Genomic DNA, 16,881 nt, shown 5'->3' on the forward strand with positions numbered 1-16,881 from the left:
ACGCAAGCGTCTGGCCGCCGCACAATCGCTGTGCTTGTTGCGCAATTGTATGCCTTCCATTGCACCGTTCTCCTTGTTGGTTACGGCATGCGCATCAGCGCGGCTCTAAGGCGTTTGATCAGCTTCGGATCTTTGAGGCAATCGGATGGCCGTATGTTATCCAGGGCGGGCACTTGCTGTTCGATCCACCACAATCCTTCCTTGAGCCCTCTTTTACCGTAGAGAATGACCGCCATATCGAGGTTGCCATCCAGTCGTTTCGCCAGGGTGCGGGCGTCGTCGTCGAGATAGTCTTCTTCATATAACTGCACAAGCACTTGCCATTCGGCATCGCCAGGGTAATCGTCTTCCAGTTGTTCCATCTTCTGCGCTCATTGGCCGGGTCAGATTCATGACCTGAAGATTAACCATAAAAATAATCAAAAAACAGTTCGAAATTTTCTTTCCCAAGCAGGGGACTGACTTCCCTTGTGACTAATTTCACGAACTTGCTGGAAAGCTCGTCATCATCGTTATAGATCTCAAAGATTTCGAATTTTCCGTGGACAACCTCAATCAACTTGGCAAAAGCGAAAAAGAAATCAGCCAATGAATCGGCAATTTTGAAAGGCAAAGTCACGTCACCGCTGGCAAATACAGGTGTGCCCTCAATGTTGGTAACAGCGATGACAGGTTTACCGCCTCCGATATCATCCATAAATACTACAAAACTGGCTGGCCAGTGTGGGTTGAGCTGCGACTTGTTTGAATTGCCATCCCACTTGTAGCCCACTTGGTCCTCTTCAAGGATGTTCAGATCAAAAAAACGTATCGGAGTCAAACCTGTCTCTATCTCTACACCCACAGGCTCGTAGTTGTCATAGAAAAAATCAGTTTCGACAGAGCGTTCAAGCATTTGCGGCCATGTGGCGTTGACTTGGCCATTCTTTTCGAAGCTGCCCTCTAACTGGAACTTCTTGTGGATACGGCGCAGCTCTATTAGTGCCTTTTCTAACGCGCTCATGTTCGTTATTCCGAATAAAAACTCAAGTGACGCATTTAGGCTTGCCAGGCGTTTAAGGCAGTTGATCAAGCGCCTTCATAGCTGTTACCACCAGCTGTGAATTAAACGCTGCTCTTTATCTTAGTGGTACAGGTAAGCGTCGGGTTAAAGGTCGCAGATTCTCACGATCCGTCCACAGCCCCGGAAATACTTCAAATTTCAAATCGTCACGGTTAAGTCCAGTATCGAAATAGCGGCACAATCTGTCGCTCAAGTCTTCGTCCCCCCACATGTTGGTAAGCTCATACTGTTCAATAGCGTCGCGATTTTTTGAAAGTTTCAGCTCTTTTTGACGCACGGGTGCCAAGCTGTAATCGATAGCGCAGTCTTTGCCGGTATCGATCAGGTCGGCACCGCGAAAGGGGAAACCGCCCTCAAAGTTAACGTGCGGTCGTAACCAGTAACGTTCGTGGTCTGACAGGACCAGTGGAGTCGTAGGTTGTAGTTTTTCGACGGCAAGTCGTTGGGTAACGACCTTCCCTACAAAACCGCTGAACAGAATTTTACTGTCGTCCAGCACGAGATCGCTCCAGATTCCATTCACGCTTCTCACGTCGTAAAAGCGCATGACGGAATTTTTGATCATCTGGCCTACGGTATATAAATCGTCTCGCAGTTTGAGGCTGACTAAATCGCCTTCCTTCCAGGTTATGCGCTTGGCCATGGGGCTCACTCCACTTTAGTAATCATTAACGAATCACTCATGAGCAACGGCCTCCTCTGCCTTTACTGACCCCTTTGGCGGCGGCTTTGACTCTGGCTTTGTTGGCGGCTTTTATAGGTTTATCCAAGGCTTTACCTGCTGGTGTTTTGGTCAGATGTTTATCAGCCGCAGCAAGGTGCGGTCACCGCTGCGCACGGCCGGTTGACCCAGAGTGCGTCAGACATGCAGGGTGCTCATCAGGCCGGAACGTCGAACAACAGCGAATTCTTGATGGTCGCCCAATGCGCGGCTTCGGCATCGCCGAGTTTTTCGGCCTTCACGTAGCTCAGGGCGAGCATTTTGCGGGTGCCGGGCAACACCAGCGCCAATTGGTACTGGAAGACTTTGTCGTTGCCCTTGTTGAACTGGCTGCGCAACTCGATGCCTTCGACGTCCTGGTTGGCACCCAGGCGCACGGCGACGCCCGGTTGAAAACGCAAGTCTTGCACTTGTTTTTCCAGGCGTTTGAGCTGGTCGTCGAAGTTGCTTTGCAGGGTTTCGCCGTCGGCCAGCAAGCTGCGGCTGACGATCAGCGAAGTGCCCAGTTCGGCGAACTTGAGGATGTTGATCGACGCGTCCAGTAACTCGCTTTCCGGCAGCTGGAACTGGAATTCATTGATTCGGTAGGTCATGGAACACAGCTCTCGTGATTAGCCCTTGGACTTGGGAAACGCGGCATTGATGTTGGCGTCGATGCTCGCCTTGACGCCCTGGCCATCAGGCGTGGCGCCAGCGCCGCCGCCATTGTTCAGGTGCAGCACGCCGCCGGTGTTGAACTCGGCATCACCGCTGGCATAGAAGCTGATTTGCACGCCGGTCAGGTTGATCTGGCCGCTGGCATTGAGCTCCAGGATGCTTTCACCACAGACCAGCCGCAGGTTCTCGCCCACTTCAATGACGTAGCTCTGGCTGATGCTGTCGGTCTTGCGCTGGCCCACCGACAGAATGTCTTCCTGCTTGACGATGCGCAGACGGTTGTTGCCGATGGTCACCGTCTCGTTATGCCCGATGCTCTTGTTGCGGTCGTGGCCCACCGAGTGGCTTTCATCGACCTCGACCACGATGTCCTGATTGCGCTCGGCATGGATGTACAACTGCTCGGCGCCTTTTTTGTCTTCCATGCGGATTTCGTTGAAATTGGCCGGTGTGCCGCCCTTGCTCGAACGGCTTTTCATGCCGCTCTGGGTGGCGTTTTCCGGCAGGTCGTAGGGCACGGTCTGTTCGGCGTTGTAGACGCGACCGGTGATGATCGGCCGGTCCGGGTCGCCTTCGAGGAAGCTGACGATGACTTCCTGGCCGATCCGCGGGATCTGCATCGAGCCCCAGTTTTTACCGGCCCAGGACTGTGACACGCGAATCCAGCACGAGCTGTTTTCGTTGGACTGATCATGCCGGTCCCAATAGAAATGCACCTTCACCCGGCCAAACTGATCGGTCCAGATTTCCTCGCCTTTGGGGCCCACCACCAACGCGGTCTGCGGGCCTTTGACGATCGGGCGGTGGGTGTTGGGCAGCGGGCGGTAGCTTTGTTGGGCGTCGATGCAGGTCAGGCTGCTTTCGAACTGTGCCGAAGGCGCACCGCCACCGGTTTCCCCGCTTTCCTGGGAAATGTAATAGCGGGTGCCGACGATCAGGTATTCACGGTTCTGGTCCTGGCGGCTGAAGCCGGTGAGGCTGAACAAATGACCCGAGCCCAGGCCTCGGGCGTTGCCGGCCAGCTCGACCTGTTCGTGCAGGGTCTGCAAGGCTTCGATGCGGGTGCGGGCGTAATGTTCGCCGTCTTCGCTTTGCACATAAGTGCCGGGGTAGTCGTACAGCGGATAATCGCCGGCGGTGTGCGGACGGGGCATGGCCGAGCGCACGTCGATACGCGCGCTGGGGCGCTGGAAATCATAGTCGTTGAGTTCCAGCGAACCCGGCTGGACTTCCTGGGCCAGGTGCCAATCGTGGATGTGATCGCGTTCGCGCTGCTGCTCATTCCTGGGGTAGTAGGGCACCGAAGCGTAGCCGGGCGCACTGGTGTGAGCGCCGTAGGCATCGGCCAACACCAACACATGACGACCCTGTTCATGGCGGAAGAAGTAGTAGATCCCTTCCTGCTCCATCAGGCGGCTGACGAAATCGAAACTGGTTTCGCGATACTGCACGCAGTATTCCCACTCGCGATAGGGCCGGCTCAGGGCGTCTTCGAAATCGGAAAAGCCGAGGTCGCGAAACACCTGCTTGATGATCTGCGGGATGGTCAGGTTCTGGAAAATCCGGCAATCGGAGGTGCGGGTCAGCAGCCAAAGCCAAGGCCGCAGCGTGACCTGGTAGCTGGCGAACTGGCCCTGGTCGACATTCTGGCTGCAGCGGGCAACGATGCCATGGAAATGACGTTCACCACCGCCGTCCAGTTGCAGGCTCAGGGACATGGGTTTGCCGAGCAACTGGTTGAGGTCGATGGCATTGTCCAGCGAGTGCAGTTGCAACTCATAGTTGAACAGCCGCCCCAGCTCTTCGCCGCCGCCCATGTCTTTGAGCAACAGCACCTCTGGCCCCAGGGGGCTGGTGACTTTTGCCAGGCGTGAGGCTTGGTTGAATAACATGGGCTGTCCTTATTCGCTGTCGCAATCCTTTTGACGCTGCCGAAGATTGCAGCCTTTTGACTTTAAAGATCAAGAGATTGCGACCTTCGGTAGTTCGTACAGAGACGCGCGACCGCCAAGGGCGGTGGCGCTGAAGTCATAATGTAGTTCGTTACTTGGGGGAGAGGAACCAGGCTCTTGATTGTTGCCAGGCATTACCTGAATATCTGCTCCCCTGCGCGTCACCTCACGTCTATGGAAAGCGATTACTGTGACCTCTTACCGCATGCAAGAAGCCGATCTCGAAATCCCCGATACCTGGCAGGACCAGAGCATCAATATTTTTAAGCTGCCAGCAGTCGGCCCTGCTAAAGAAGCCAGTTTCGTCATCAGTCGCGATGCTACCCAGGGCGGCGCGCCATTTGCAGAATACGTGGACCGCCAACTCAAAAGTGCGGAACAGCAACTGCCGGGTTTCAAGCTGGTTCAGCGCTGGGACACGGTGCTGCAAGGGCATACCGCCACATTGCTGGATTACACCTGGCAACGCGAAGGGCGCGAGCTGATGCTGCGCCAGGTGTTCATCGAGCGTAAGCCGTCCGTGCTGATCACCACCTTGACCACGACACCGAATGACTTCGCCTATCACGAGCAGGCCTGGAAGCTGGCGATGCATTCGTTCAAGCCACAGCCTCCAATCATCTGAGCATCCATACGTCCCACTGAGCAGTCATACACATCAGTAAGGTAGATGCGCGCAATGGATGCACAGGCTGCAGCACGTCTGGGTGACGAAATAGCCCATGGATTCGGGGTCGCAGCGATGATCGCCGGTGCCGTGGCCGGCGCCTTGATCGGTGCCGCGGTCATCGCTGCGACCGTCGCCACCGGCGGTGTGGCGGTGGCCATTTTTGCCGGCTCGATTGCGGCCGGCGGCTTGTCGATGTTCCAGATCGTCAAGGGGCTTTCCACCATCTTCAATTTGCCCGAGCCCACAACGGGCAAGTTGCAGATGGGCAGTTTCAATGTCTATATCAACAGCTTCAATGCCATGAGAGCGGGAGAGGACGTCGCTTCCAGCTGCTCCGGGCTGCCGATGAATCATCCGATGTGGCCCTTTCCGGTATTGATCGCTGAAGGCAGTGCCACGGTGTTCATCAACGGCAAACCGGCAGCACGCTTGCACAGCAAAATGGTTTGCGGTGCTCATATCAAGAGCGGCAGCCCCAATACGTTTATCGGCGGGCCGACGGTTTCGGTGGCGTTTGTCCTGGATATTGAGGGATGGATGCATACCGGGTTGGAAGCACTGGGATTGTTGGCGGCGGGTGCGGCGTTGGTAATGGCCGCCATGGCGGGTATCGCCGTTCTCGTCGAGTTCGTGGTGGTGGGCGGGTTGGTTTTGGGGGGCATGGAGCTTCTGGGCGATTTGGGCGATCGTCTGGGGCCGGGTTATCGGGACCTGCTGCAAGGTGTGGCCGGCATGGCACTGCTTGGGCTGAGCCCGAAAATGGCGAAGTCGGCCAAGCCTGCCGAGATTGCGCCACCCAAGTACAAGCCTGGTGTGACCGAGGCCGATATCCTTGCCACACCGAAGGGGTCTCGACCCGATGCCGACACGTACCTCTCACCCGAGTATGTGACCGAGCACCTGGCCCAGTTCGACAAAGGCGCCTCACGCTTCACGACAAAGAACAACCTGGATAAGTACGGACTCGCTCAGCGCGACGGCACGACGTTCCTCATGCCCAAGCATGAAGCTGATCAATTGCTTGCCAATGCCAAGGGCGACAAGAGGGCATTGGAGAAGGCGCTTGGGCTTCCCGAAAATACGCTGGAAAGTAGTACCCTTGTTCGGGTCGATATACCCGCGCCTAGAGACTTGAACCTGCGTATTCCTTCAGGTAACGAGGCCGGCGCTAACGAGTTTTGGATCCCTGGCGGTAAGCTGCCTACCGGTAGCAGCGAGGCGGTAATCGACGCCGGAGGCATTTCACCCAACGACTTCAGTTGGACGGCACTATGACTGTAGAGGTAGTCATGAAATTTCACGATGTTTTGGTAAGTCGCGAGGACATGTTCTCCGTGGGCATTGAACAAGACTCGGGTCGATTCTACGTTTCTATACCGGTCAGCAATGGCATGGCCGACTACGAGGAATACTATGAAATCGATCGTGCGACCTTTGAGCTGTTCAGGCGTGACCCGGGTGCCGCACTGCCGTTTGTCATGCGTTGCAGAAAGCGCGAGCTGGACGAACTGTTGATGATCCAGCCGGGAACAAACCGCGGCACGGCCATCTGAGCGTCGAAAGGCAAGGGCGCTGAGGCCGGCGTTATTCCTTGCGTGAAACCTGCACGGAGGCGGTATTGGATAAGGTGGGCATTCCACATCAGAACGACATCAACTTTCTGCTCGCGAACCCTGATGTAGTGAGTATTCAATGAGTACCCATCCAGACAATGTATTGCTGCTTGCCCTGGCCAATGACGAATTGGATAAATTCCTTGTAGGCGAGCCGTTCTACTTTCAAGAAGCCAAAAACGACTACGATGAACCGCAGAATATCGTCGTGGCCTTCGATTTGCTGGTGTTGCGTTACTGGCAGCAGACCCGCGACGCCAACTTCCCCGCACGTTTCGTGGCGGCTTTGCTCAAGATTCTCGCGACCTACCCCGATCGTAATCGGGCGATCTATGCCGCAGCGGGCTGGGTTTGGTATTACCGATATTGCCTGAACCAAAAGCGCGAAAAGCCCGAGGGGCTCTATGCCGAGCTGTTCGAAATCGACATGGGGGCCGTGGCCTTGGCCCTTCAGAGGCAGCTTGAGATCAATAAGGCAGCGCTTATCCTGGATACACGTTGGGCGGGTGGCACTTGGAACAGCGAGAACGGTTTATGGGAACCGTTGATGCGTATCGCCCTGGACGTCAGGGACAAGCTTGGAGGACCGGACTTCGTGCCTGCCAATCTCTGAGGAGCGCTTAAAGATGGATTCAAGATCAGGCAGGTCGATGATGTCGTAGGGCGCATGCCAAGAAGTCCGATGGAGGGGAACCAATATTTCCTGGGGCCAGGCAAACACTTGCCGGGTGGAGCTCCAGAAATGGTTGTCGAGTCGATTCCTACCAAGGATGCGGACGGTATTACCACGTCAACCGAGGTAATTGTCAGTGATTAATGATCTGCTGAAGGCATTCGTGGAAAAAGCGGACGGTGACTTGATCCGTGTTCAAATCATTGATAACGCGCTGGACTTGCCCCTGCGCGCTATCGGGTTTTTGCATGCGACAGAGAAAGACATCTATGTTTTGAACGTCGCGGACGACAAACAGAAGGCTAAGGTATTCGATGAACTACGTTCATTAGGGGTGGCCTTTTCGGCGGGTAAGGAATGGTGTCCCTCCGAAGTTTTCGAATATCTTCGTGACGAGCAACTGCTGAGCGGTCAATTTTTGCGAGTCTCGTGGAAGCAACCGGGTCAATACCTGCTTACGAACGCGTGAAATTTCAAGATATTCCTTGCGTGAACTCAGTGTTTGGCTTTTGCCGGGAATAATGCTTTTACCGCCGCATCAATCACACCCTTGATGCCTTTACCTTTGGGGTCCACTTCGCTTGCGCCTCCGGAGTTGAGGTCCAAACGTCCGCCGGTGTCGATATTGCCATTGCCACTGGCGTAGATATTGAACGCCGTGCCCGAGATGTTGATCTCGCCACTGGCATTGAATTCCAACACGCTTTTGCCACAAACCAGTCGAATTTGCGATCCCGCCTCCATGAGGTACTGGGTGCTGACGCTGTCGCTCTTGGTTCCTCCGACATGCAAGGCATCGTTGCGCTGTACCGCACGGAGGCGGTCTTCACCGATGCGCACCGTCTCGTTATGCCCGATGCTCTTGTTGCGGTCGTGGCCCACCAAATGGCTTTCATCGACCTCGACCACGATGTCCTGATTGCGCTCGGCATGGATGTACAACTGCTCGGCGCCTTTTTTGTCTTCCATGCGGATTTCGTTGAAATTCGCCGGTGTGCCACCCTTGCTCGAACGGCTTTTCATGCCGCTCTGGGTGGCGTTTTCCGGCAGGTCGTAGGGCACGGTCTGTTCGGCGTTGTAGACGCGACCGGTGATGATCGGCCGGTCCGGGTCGCCTTCGAGGAAGCTGACGATGACTTCCTGGCCGATCCGCGGGATCTGCATCGAGCCCCAGTTTTTACCGGCCCAGGACTGTGACACGCGAATCCAGCACGAGCTGTTTTCGTTGGACTGATCATGCCGGTCCCAATAGAAATGCACCTTCACCCGGCCAAACTGATCGGTCCAGATTTCCTCGCCTTTGGGGCCCACCACCAACGCGGTCTGCGGGCCCTTGACGATGGGGCGGTGGGTGTTGGGCAGCGGGCGGTAGCTTTGTTGGGCGTCGATGCAGGTCAGGCTGCTTTCGAACTGTGCCGAAGGCGCGCCACCACCGGTTTCCCCGCTTTCCTGGGAAATGTAATAGCGGGTGCCGACGATCAGGTATTCACGGTTCTGGTCCTGGCGGCTGAAGCCGGTGAGGCTGAACAAATGACCCGAGCCCAGGCCTCGGGCGTTGCCGGCCAGCTCGACCTGTTCGTGCAGGGTCTGCAAGGCTTCGATGCGGGTGCGGGCGTAATGTTCGCCGTCTTCGCTTTGCACATAAGTGCCGGGGTAGTCGTACAGCGGATAATCGCCGGCGGTGTGCGGACGGGGCATGGCCGAGCGCACGTCGATACGCGCGCTGGGGCGCTGGAAATCATAGTCGTTGAGTTCCAGCGAACCCGGCTGGACTTCCTGGGCCAGGTGCCAATCGTGGATGTGATCGCGTTCGCGCTGCTGCTCATTCCTGGGGTAGTAGGGCACCGAGGCGTAGCCGGGCGCACTGGTGTGAGCGCCGTAGGCATCGGCCAACACCAACACATGACGACCCTGTTCATGGCGGAAGAAGTAGTAGATCCCTTCCTGCTCCATCAGGCGGCTGACGAAATCGAAACTGGTTTCGCGATACTGCACGCAGTATTCCCACTCGCGATAGGGCCGGCTCAGGGCGTCTTCGAAATCGGAAAAGCCGAGGTCGCGAAACACCTGCTTGATGATCTGCGGGATGGTCAGGTTCTGGAAAATCCGGCAATCGGAGGTGCGGGTCAGCAGCCAAAGCCAAGGCCGTAGCGTGACCTGGTAGCTGGCGAACTGGCCCTGGTCGACGTTCTGGCTGCAGCGGGCAACGATGCCATGGAAATGACGCTCGCCACCGCCGTCCAGTTGCAGGCTCAGGGACATGGGTTTGCCGAGCAACTGGTTGAGGTCGATGGCATTGTCCAGCGAGTGCAGCTGCAACTCATAGTTGAACAGCCGCCCCAGCTCTTCGCCGCCGCCCATGTCTTTGAGCAACAGCACCTCCGGCCCCAGGGGGCTGGTGATTTTTGCCAGGCGTGAGAGTTGCTTGAATAGCATCAGTAATCCCGTAAACGTTGTAATCGCCGCAGCGCTTTTCTCAGCAGAAACCGGATCAAATGTGGGAGCTGGCTTGCCAGCTCCCAGACTGAGCGCATTCCTCCAGGGCTATGCGGCGTCGCTGAAGTCGTAGTGCAATTCGTTGTCCCGGGCGCTGATTCGCACCCCTGCCAGCGCCTTGCCTTCGAGCATGCGGGTGAGGAACTCGCGGCTCATGTCCGGTAGCAGGCTGTTGGTCAGGATGGTGTCGATCATCCGCCCACCACTTTCGGTTTCGGTGCAACGGGAGACGATCAGGTTGATCACCTCATCGTCGTAATCGAACGCCACTTTGTGGGTGTTCTCCACGCGCTTCTTGATGCGGTTGAGTTGCAGGCGGGTAATGGCCTTGAGCATCTCGTCGCTGAGCGGGTAGTACGGAATGGTCACCAGGCGGCCCAGCAAGGCCGGCGGGAAAATCTCCAGCAGCGGCTGGCGCAGGGCCTTGGCGATTTCTTCGGGCTCGGGCACGTTTTGCGGGTCTTTGCAGACTCGGGCAATCAGCTCGGTGCCAGCGTTGGTGGTCAGCAGAATCAAGGTGTTCTTGAAGTCGATCACCCGACCTTCGCCGTCCTCCATCACGCCTTTGTCGAAGACCTGGAAGAAAATCTCATGCACGTCCGGGTGGGCTTTTTCCACCTCGTCCAGCAGCACCACGCTGTAGGGTTTGCGCCGCACGGCTTCGGTCAGTACGCCGCCTTCGCCATAGCCGATGTAGCCCGGTGGCGCGCCCTTGAGCGTGGACACCGTGTGGGCTTCCTGGAATTCGCTCATGTTGATGGTGATGACGTTCTGCTCGCCGCCGTACATGGCTTCCGCCAGGGCCAGGGCGGTTTCGGTCTTGCCCACGCCGGAGGTGCCGGCGAGCATGAACACGCCAATCGGTTTGCTCGGGTTGTCGAGGCCGGCGCGGGAGGTCTGGATGCGCTTGGCGATCATCTGCAAGGCGTGGTCCTGGCCGATGATGCGTTTCTTCAAGTGCTGGTCGAGGTTGAGCACGGTTTCCAGTTCGTTACGGGCCATGCGGCCCACCGGAATGCCGGTCCAGTCGGCGACCACCGAGGCTACGGCCTGGTAATCCACAGTCGGCAGGATCAACGGGGTTTCGCCTTGCAGGGCGCTGAGACGCTGTTGCAGGTCCACCAGTTTTTCGCGCAAGGCGTGGCTGGTCTCGCTGCCATCCTCGCTGTCCACCACACCGACGCGCTCGCGCAGGGTGGCGCGGGTGGCGAGCAATTCGTCTACCAGGGTTTTCTCTTCGGCCCAGCGACTTTCCAGTTCGGCGAGGCGTTCGCGCTCGGCGGCCAGCAGGTTTTCGCTGTTGCTCTGGCGGGCGCCGATGACGATGCCGATGGCGTGCTCGCGGGCGATGATCTGCAGCTCGGTTTCCAGCGCCTCGATGCGGCGACGGCTGTCGTCCACTTCGGCCGGCACGGCATGCAGGCTGATGGCGACCCGGGCGCAGGCGGTGTCCAGCAGGCTCACGGATTTGTCCGGCAACTGACGCGCCGGGATGTAGCGGTGAGACAGCTTGACCGACGCTTCCAGGGCTTCGTCGAGGATCTGCACCTGATGGTGTTTTTCCATCGTCGAGGCCACGCCGCGCATCATCAGCAATGCCTTGTCTTCCGACGGCTCGGCCACTTGCACCACCTGGAAACGACGGGTCAGGGCCGGGTCTTTTTCAATGTGCTTCTTGTACTCGGCCCACGTCGTGGCGGCCACGGTGCGCAACGTGCCCCGGGCCAGAGCCGGTTTCAGCAGGTTGGCCGCATCCCCGGTACCGGCGGCGCCACCGGCACCTACCAGCGTGTGGGCTTCGTCGATAAACAGGATGATCGGTTTCGGCGACGCCTGGACGTCTTCGATGACCTGGCGCAGGCGCTGTTCGAATTCACCTTTCATGCTCGCGCCGGCCTGCAACAGGCCGACATCGAGGCTGCGCAGTTCCACGTCTTTGAGCGCCGGCGGCACGTCACCGGCGACGATGCGCAGGGCAAAGCCTTCGACCACCGCGGTTTTACCGACACCGGCTTCACCGGTCAGAATCGGGTTGTTCTGCCGACGACGCATGAGGATGTCCACCAGCTGGCGGATCTCTTCGTCACGGCCGACAATCGGGTCAAGCTTGCCGCTGCGGGCCTGCTCGGTGAGGTCGACGGTAAAACGCTTGAGTGCTTCCTGCTTGCCCATGGCGCTGGGGGCCATGGCGCCGCTGGCTTCACCGGGCACGCTGCCGGCGTTGAAACCATCGCTGGCGCTGAGCGCATTTTCCGGTGAGTCGCCGACGTATTCGTCGAACCGCTCGCTCAGGGCCTCGACCTTGATCTTGTCAAACTCTGCCGACAGCCCGAGCAGCCCGTGGCGCAGGCTCGGGGTCTTGAGGATGCCCAGCACCAGGTAACCGGTACGCACCTGGCTTTCGCCGAACATCAGGCTGCCGTAGACCCAGCCACGTTCCACGGCTTCTTCCACATGGGAGGACAAGTCAGTGATTGATGTCGAGCCCCGTGGCAAACGATCCAGGGCTTCGGTCAGATCTCGGGCCAGGCGTGCCGGTTCGATATTGAACTGGCGGATAATGCGGTGCAGGTCCGAGTCCTGCAATTGCAGCAACTGATGAAACCAGTGGGCCAGTTCCACATAAGGGTTGCCACGCAACTTGCAAAACACGGTGGCGGCTTCGATGGCTTTGTAGGCCACGCTGTTTAACTTGCCGAACAACGCGGCGCGACTGATTTCACCCATGCTCATGGCTCCTTGAGGTCTGTGAGGTGTTGGCTTGCTCGGCGTAATGCCGGGCCAGTATTAAATCCTTGGCATCTGTTTCGGGCCGGCCCAGCCAGGTATTGAACCCCAGACGGAAGCGGCCATTGAGTTGCAGCGCCGGTACTTCGGGCTGTTCCAGGATCAGGTTCAAGTCCCAGTCCAGTTCATGGCCCAGGTATTCGGCCACCCAGGCCACCAGCTCATTGAAAGGTTGGCTGCCGGGCAGCATGCCCATGTAGTCATCGAGCTTGAGCGGCCCCAGGCGAATGCGGAATTTGTGCTGGCGATCCCAGACGTAACGACCCAGGCAAAAATCCATGCCCAATTGATGGGCGCTGACGCCCACGCGGCTGCGTTCCGGCAGCTCCAGCCATTGGCCGACGTACTCCTCGATCTCTACCGGCAGGCCGAAGTATTCGCTGATAATGGCCTTCAGGCCGTCCGGGTAGCGGGTTTGTGCCGACAGATGACCGCTGTAATGCAGCTTCGCGGTGTCGGGGATCAGCCCTTGTTTGAGCAGGCTCGGCATACCCCGGCCGCTCAGTGCCGCCAGGCGTGCCGACCAATAGTCATCGTCCGGGCGATCATGGCTGACCGTCGGCCGCGCTTCGGCCCAGGCCCGATAAAACAGGCTCAGCAGGCGATGGTGGAACACATCCAGGAAGCGTTTGCTGGTGCTGTCGGCGTTGTTGCGCTGGCGTTCGCGCACATACTCAGTGATGTGCAGCGGCAACGGGCCGTTGGGGCCGCCGAGGCCGAAAAAGAACTGCTCCAGCCGCGCCGGCGCGCCGTCGATACCCGGCTGTACCGAGGCCAGGGTCGCCGGGGCGAAGGTGCAATCGGCTTGTTGCCCAAGGCGCAGCGGATCATCGGCCAGGCGCAACGAATGGCCCAGGCGCGGCAGCTCAGGCGATTCGCACTCGATGCGCCGCAACGCCTGGAAGAAGTCATATTCCCAGGGCTCCTGGTGCATCGCCTCCAGGGTACTCACAGGGTCGGACGGCGTCCGGGCTTGGCTTTCCATCGCATGATCTCGCCGCGTTCGGTGGTACGGATCACCGTCTCGGTAAAACTGTTGATCGACACGTAGCGTGCCAGGAAGCGCTCGAACACTGCGCCGAGCAAGAAAACCCCGGTGCCGCGAAACGCGTTTTCATCGAATTCCAGAGTGATCTCCAGGCCACGGCCAAACACGATCGGGCCCGGCATTGGCAAGCGTCGGGTGCAGGCCTTGCTGCTGACTTCGCGCAGGCCTTCGATCTGCAATTGCAGCGCCGTATCGTTGCTGTCGCCGTACAGGCGCAGCAGTTCGCGCAGGGCGGCGGCGCCCTGGCCTTGCTCGCTGAGGGACAGGTAGTTCAGCGAAAGCTGGCTGATCAACCGCCAGGCCTTGGCGTCATGGGCATGGCTGGCGCGTGGGCGGCTCGGGCCTGCCACGCAACGCACCGCCGCTACAGGTGCGCTGTCTGCCAGGGTGAAGTCGGTCTTGCCATTGCCCACGCTCATGAACAGCGGCAGGTCGCGGTTGGTGCATAACGCCGTTACGCCCAGTTGGCGCAGGTCGTGGCGATAGGGTGCCTGCTGGCTGTCCACCAGGCTGACGAAGGTTTCGCTGCCGATGTAGGTCGAGCGCGGGCCGTTGCGCCGCTGGCCGCTGGACAGCACACGTGGTTCGCGCCGCACCGTGTACCAGGCCTGATCGCGGCCGTAACGAGACGGATCACGTACCGTATAGAACGGCAAAAAAGGCTGTTCTGACCCGGTCCCATGGCCGGTGAGGGTGGTCAGGGAATGAATCTCGAAATCCATCGGCCGGGTGCGGTCGGCGATCACATGGTGTTCATGGACCCGCTCCGACAAATGGATGCGATCCAGGCGCTTGGGAAACAAGTTGATTGCCGGGGTGCAGAACGGCAGGAACTGCGCGGCACCGACACTGCCTTCCAGGCTCGGATCGTGACGGTCGAACAGCACGATCAACTCCAGTTCCTGGCCGTCGCAGCGTTTGACCGCACGGTTCAACTGGGTGAAGTCGACAAACAGAAAGCGGTGGGGCAGGGCGAAGTATTCCTGCAACAGGCGATAGCCCTGGAAGGCTCGCGAGACCACTGGCAGCGCGGCGTCGGTATCGTCGAATCCCACGGAACGCAGTGCATCCTGCGGCAGGCGTTCTACCCAATCGCCGCCGGGCTGACGTGCGAAGACGGCGCAGGCGTTGCCCAGCAGCTGTTCATAGAGGCGAAAGGGCTGCTCGTCGGCGCCGCTGAGGTACAGCGGCAGGTTGTCCAGGGTCAGGCTGTTGAATGGCAGTTCGGCCCCGGTACGCAGGGTCAGGCGCAGGCCGGCCTTGGCCTTGGGTTCACTGGCGGCCAGGCGCCCGAGCACGGCGGACGGGTTGCCGAAGTACTCGGCCCGGCTGACCTGCAGCGGCCACAACGTCACCGCGTGGGCGGTGCGGTACTCGCAGCAGGTTTGGGTTTCGCGACCCAGGGCGGCACGCAGGACCGTGTCGCGGGGCAGCGGGAAGCCGCTGCTCAGCGAGCCTTCATCGGGGTCGGCCTGCAGTTGCACCACGGTCATCGACGGTGTCGGTGCCAGGTAATGGGGGTAAGCGATTTCCAGCAAGTTGTGGGTGAAGGTCGGGTATTCGGCATCGAGCTTGAGCTGTACTCGCGCCGTCAGGTAGGCGAACCCTTCCAGCAAGCGCTCAACATACGGGTCGGCGCAGTCCATACCGGACAACGTCAGCCGACTGGCGATTTTCGGGTATTCCTGGGCGAACTCCGCCGCACTTTCGCGCACGTGGAGCAACTCCTGGTTGTACAGTTCCAACAGGCGCGGGTTCATGAGCGTCTCCGCTGGTCGGCGTTGACCACCCGCACATGGCCGGATTCCAGGTCCAGGTCGGTTTGCAGCATCAGGCGCAGCGGCACCGGCTGCGCCCAGAGATCGCCTTCAATCTCGAAGCTCAGGGCGTTGTGGTTCATTTCGGCGGACGCCCGGGCCCGCACGCGCAGGGTATGGCGCAGAATCCGCGGCTCGAACGTGGCGATGGCCTGGTGGATCAGCGCTTCAAGCGCCGCGATATCGACGTTCGACGCACTGTTGCCGGCCAGGGCTGGCAACCCGAAATTGATCACCGAAGTACCGGCCGGGGTGTGCAACGTCGCATCGGCGCCGAGCAATGAAGTGGTGTTGAGCAGCCACGCCAGATCACGCAGCACCGAAGCTTTCAGTTGGCTCAGGGACAGCACGCGCTTGTCGGCGCTTTCCTTGAGATTGCTCGGGTCGTCGTCGGTCAACCGATCCAGCAGGGACGGTTGCAGGCGATCGCGGGTGGCGATTTCGGTTACCACGAGAAATGCGCCACGAAATTTTTCTGGTCCATGCCGCCGGTCATGCAGCCAGCACTACGAGCGACTTTCGACACTTCCATGGGCTGGCCTTTGATTTGGCGGATGGCCTGATACCGAGCGTCACAATCACGGCTCGGAGGGGGCTCGGGCGTGGAGTGCTCCACGATGATGATTTGGGCATTGTTGAAGATTTCGACCCGTGGCTGGCCCTTGCGGTCGACACTCAGAAAACAAGGCCATGGCATGTCTAGTTTCAAGAAGCTTTGGTCCTGTTTGCGTAACGCACATTGCTGATCGTGGTTTTCCAAAGTCAATGTTTGTCCGGCGACAATGACTTGATTGCTGGGTGCAGCAATTGATTGCTGTCCGGCCCAGGCATTGAGGCTCAACGGCAGGCAGCCGGACAGCAGCATCAACAGGGTTCGTTTGATCATTTCAACCCCAAAGCCCAACCTGTTTTGCGCGATGCGCAGAGTCGTGAGTGATTGCATGTGAAGTCGCTTACCAAGTGAAAAGCGCTGTGTAGTCTTTCTGGTCCCCTGCGCCACGCAGGCAACTGGCACTGCGAGAAACCGCCGAAGGTTCGAGCTGACCTTTGATCTGGCGTACGGCGCGGTACTCGGACCGACAGTCGCGGCTGTTCGCAGGGTCAACGCTTATGTGCAGCACGATGGCAATCGGCACATTGTTGAAGGACTCGACGTGCGGCTTGCCTTGGCGGTCGACCGCAAATTGGCAAGGCCATGGCATTTCGAGCGGCAGCACGCTCTGATCCGGTTTACGCAACACGCAGCGCTGCTGCTCGTTCTCCAGTGTCAGCTGTTGTGCGCCCAGGGTGACTACCTGATCCGCGGCAGCAGATGGCGCTTGCTGGTCGGCGCACGCGGATACACTCGACATTACGCAACACAGGGCTACTGCGTTTCGGCTAG

General features: G+C 58.8%; 17 protein-coding genes. 5 read left to right on the forward strand and 12 right to left on the reverse strand.

From position 1 onward, the window contains the following. Positions 1–80 precede the first annotated feature (80 nt). From AC1RJ3_RS14395 to AC1RJ3_RS14415, 5 genes are all read right to left on the reverse strand, one after another. Positions 81–362, reverse strand: a complete 282-nt coding sequence (locus AC1RJ3_RS14395) for a hypothetical protein (protein ID WP_347928389.1) — start codon at positions 360–362, stop codon at positions 81–83. 41 nt (positions 363–403) lie between these two features. After that, positions 404–1,003 carry a hypothetical protein gene (locus tag AC1RJ3_RS14400; protein WP_493079331.1) on the reverse strand — a complete coding sequence of 200 codons (600 nt, stop codon included), beginning with the start codon at positions 1,001–1,003 and terminating at the stop codon, positions 404–406. Positions 1,004–1,118: 115 nt separating this feature from the next. Further along, the gene (locus AC1RJ3_RS14405; RefSeq protein WP_493079332.1) at positions 1,119–1,706 is read right to left on the reverse strand and encodes a hypothetical protein; all 588 of its coding nucleotides are present in this window, start codon (positions 1,704–1,706) and stop codon (positions 1,119–1,121) included. A gap of 236 nt (positions 1,707–1,942) precedes the next feature. Further along, complete coding sequence (locus AC1RJ3_RS14410; protein ID WP_103314782.1) at positions 1,943–2,377, reverse strand: DcrB-related protein; 435 nt, start codon at positions 2,375–2,377, stop codon at positions 1,943–1,945. An 18-nt stretch (positions 2,378–2,395) separates the two neighbouring features. Continuing rightward, positions 2,396–4,333 carry a type VI secretion system Vgr family protein gene (locus AC1RJ3_RS14415; RefSeq protein ID WP_493079333.1) on the reverse strand — a complete coding sequence of 646 codons (1,938 nt, stop codon included), beginning with the start codon at positions 4,331–4,333 and terminating at the stop codon, positions 2,396–2,398. A 250-nt stretch (positions 4,334–4,583) separates the two neighbouring features. Between AC1RJ3_RS14415 and AC1RJ3_RS14420 the strand changes: the two genes are divergently transcribed. From AC1RJ3_RS14420 to AC1RJ3_RS14440, 5 genes are all read left to right on the forward strand, one after another. After that, on the forward strand, positions 4,584–5,018 hold the full coding sequence (locus AC1RJ3_RS14420; RefSeq protein WP_493079334.1) for a DcrB-related protein: 435 nt from the start codon (positions 4,584–4,586) through the stop codon (positions 5,016–5,018). Between the two features lie 54 nt (positions 5,019–5,072). Next, positions 5,073–6,338, forward strand: coding sequence for a PAAR domain-containing protein (locus tag AC1RJ3_RS14425; protein WP_493079335.1), 1,266 nt, complete (start codon positions 5,073–5,075; stop codon positions 6,336–6,338). Positions 6,339–6,352: 14 nt separating this feature from the next. Then, positions 6,353–6,616, forward strand: coding sequence for a hypothetical protein (locus AC1RJ3_RS14430; protein ID WP_347928383.1), 264 nt, complete (start codon positions 6,353–6,355; stop codon positions 6,614–6,616). Between the two features lie 139 nt (positions 6,617–6,755). Further along, positions 6,756–7,289 carry a hypothetical protein gene (locus tag AC1RJ3_RS14435; protein ID WP_493079336.1) on the forward strand — a complete coding sequence of 178 codons (534 nt, stop codon included), beginning with the start codon at positions 6,756–6,758 and terminating at the stop codon, positions 7,287–7,289. A 196-nt stretch (positions 7,290–7,485) separates the two neighbouring features. Continuing rightward, positions 7,486–7,818 carry a hypothetical protein gene (locus AC1RJ3_RS14440; RefSeq protein WP_493079337.1) on the forward strand — a complete coding sequence of 111 codons (333 nt, stop codon included), beginning with the start codon at positions 7,486–7,488 and terminating at the stop codon, positions 7,816–7,818. 26 nt (positions 7,819–7,844) lie between these two features. Here AC1RJ3_RS14440 and tssI read toward each other — a convergent pair whose 3' ends face one another. The 7 genes from tssI to AC1RJ3_RS14475 form a co-directional block, all read right to left on the reverse strand. Continuing rightward, positions 7,845–9,785: a type VI secretion system tip protein TssI/VgrG gene (gene tssI, locus AC1RJ3_RS14445; RefSeq protein WP_493079338.1), complete on the reverse strand. Its 1,941-nt coding sequence runs from the start codon at positions 9,783–9,785 to the stop codon at positions 7,845–7,847. 108 nt (positions 9,786–9,893) lie between these two features. Continuing rightward, a complete protein-coding gene (gene tssH / locus AC1RJ3_RS14450; protein WP_054594713.1) occupies positions 9,894–12,572 on the reverse strand; it encodes a type VI secretion system ATPase TssH in 2,679 nt (892 codons plus the stop codon). Then, the gene (tssG, locus tag AC1RJ3_RS14455; protein WP_054594712.1) at positions 12,565–13,617 is read right to left on the reverse strand and encodes a type VI secretion system baseplate subunit TssG; all 1,053 of its coding nucleotides are present in this window, start codon (positions 13,615–13,617) and stop codon (positions 12,565–12,567) included. Before tssG ends, tssH begins: the two co-directional genes overlap by 8 nt. After that, positions 13,581–15,440, reverse strand: coding sequence for a type VI secretion system baseplate subunit TssF (gene tssF, locus AC1RJ3_RS14460; protein WP_493079339.1), 1,860 nt, complete (start codon positions 15,438–15,440; stop codon positions 13,581–13,583). Before tssF ends, tssG begins: the two co-directional genes overlap by 37 nt. Further along, positions 15,437–15,949 (reverse strand): type VI secretion system baseplate subunit TssE, encoded by a 513-nt coding sequence (gene tssE, locus AC1RJ3_RS14465; RefSeq protein ID WP_054594710.1) that lies wholly within the window; start codon positions 15,947–15,949, stop codon positions 15,437–15,439. The genes tssF and tssE overlap by 4 nt, the downstream gene beginning before the upstream one ends. Then, positions 15,943–16,362, reverse strand: a complete 420-nt coding sequence (locus tag AC1RJ3_RS14470) for a hypothetical protein (protein ID WP_237142971.1) — start codon at positions 16,360–16,362, stop codon at positions 15,943–15,945. Before AC1RJ3_RS14470 ends, tssE begins: the two co-directional genes overlap by 7 nt. Positions 16,363–16,450: 88 nt before the next feature. After that, positions 16,451–16,849, reverse strand: a complete 399-nt coding sequence (locus tag AC1RJ3_RS14475; protein WP_237142970.1) for a hypothetical protein — start codon at positions 16,847–16,849, stop codon at positions 16,451–16,453. Positions 16,850–16,881: the final 32 nt, after the last annotated feature.

It is taken from the genome of Pseudomonas sp. GW822-FHT04C11, from assembly GCF_058800905.1.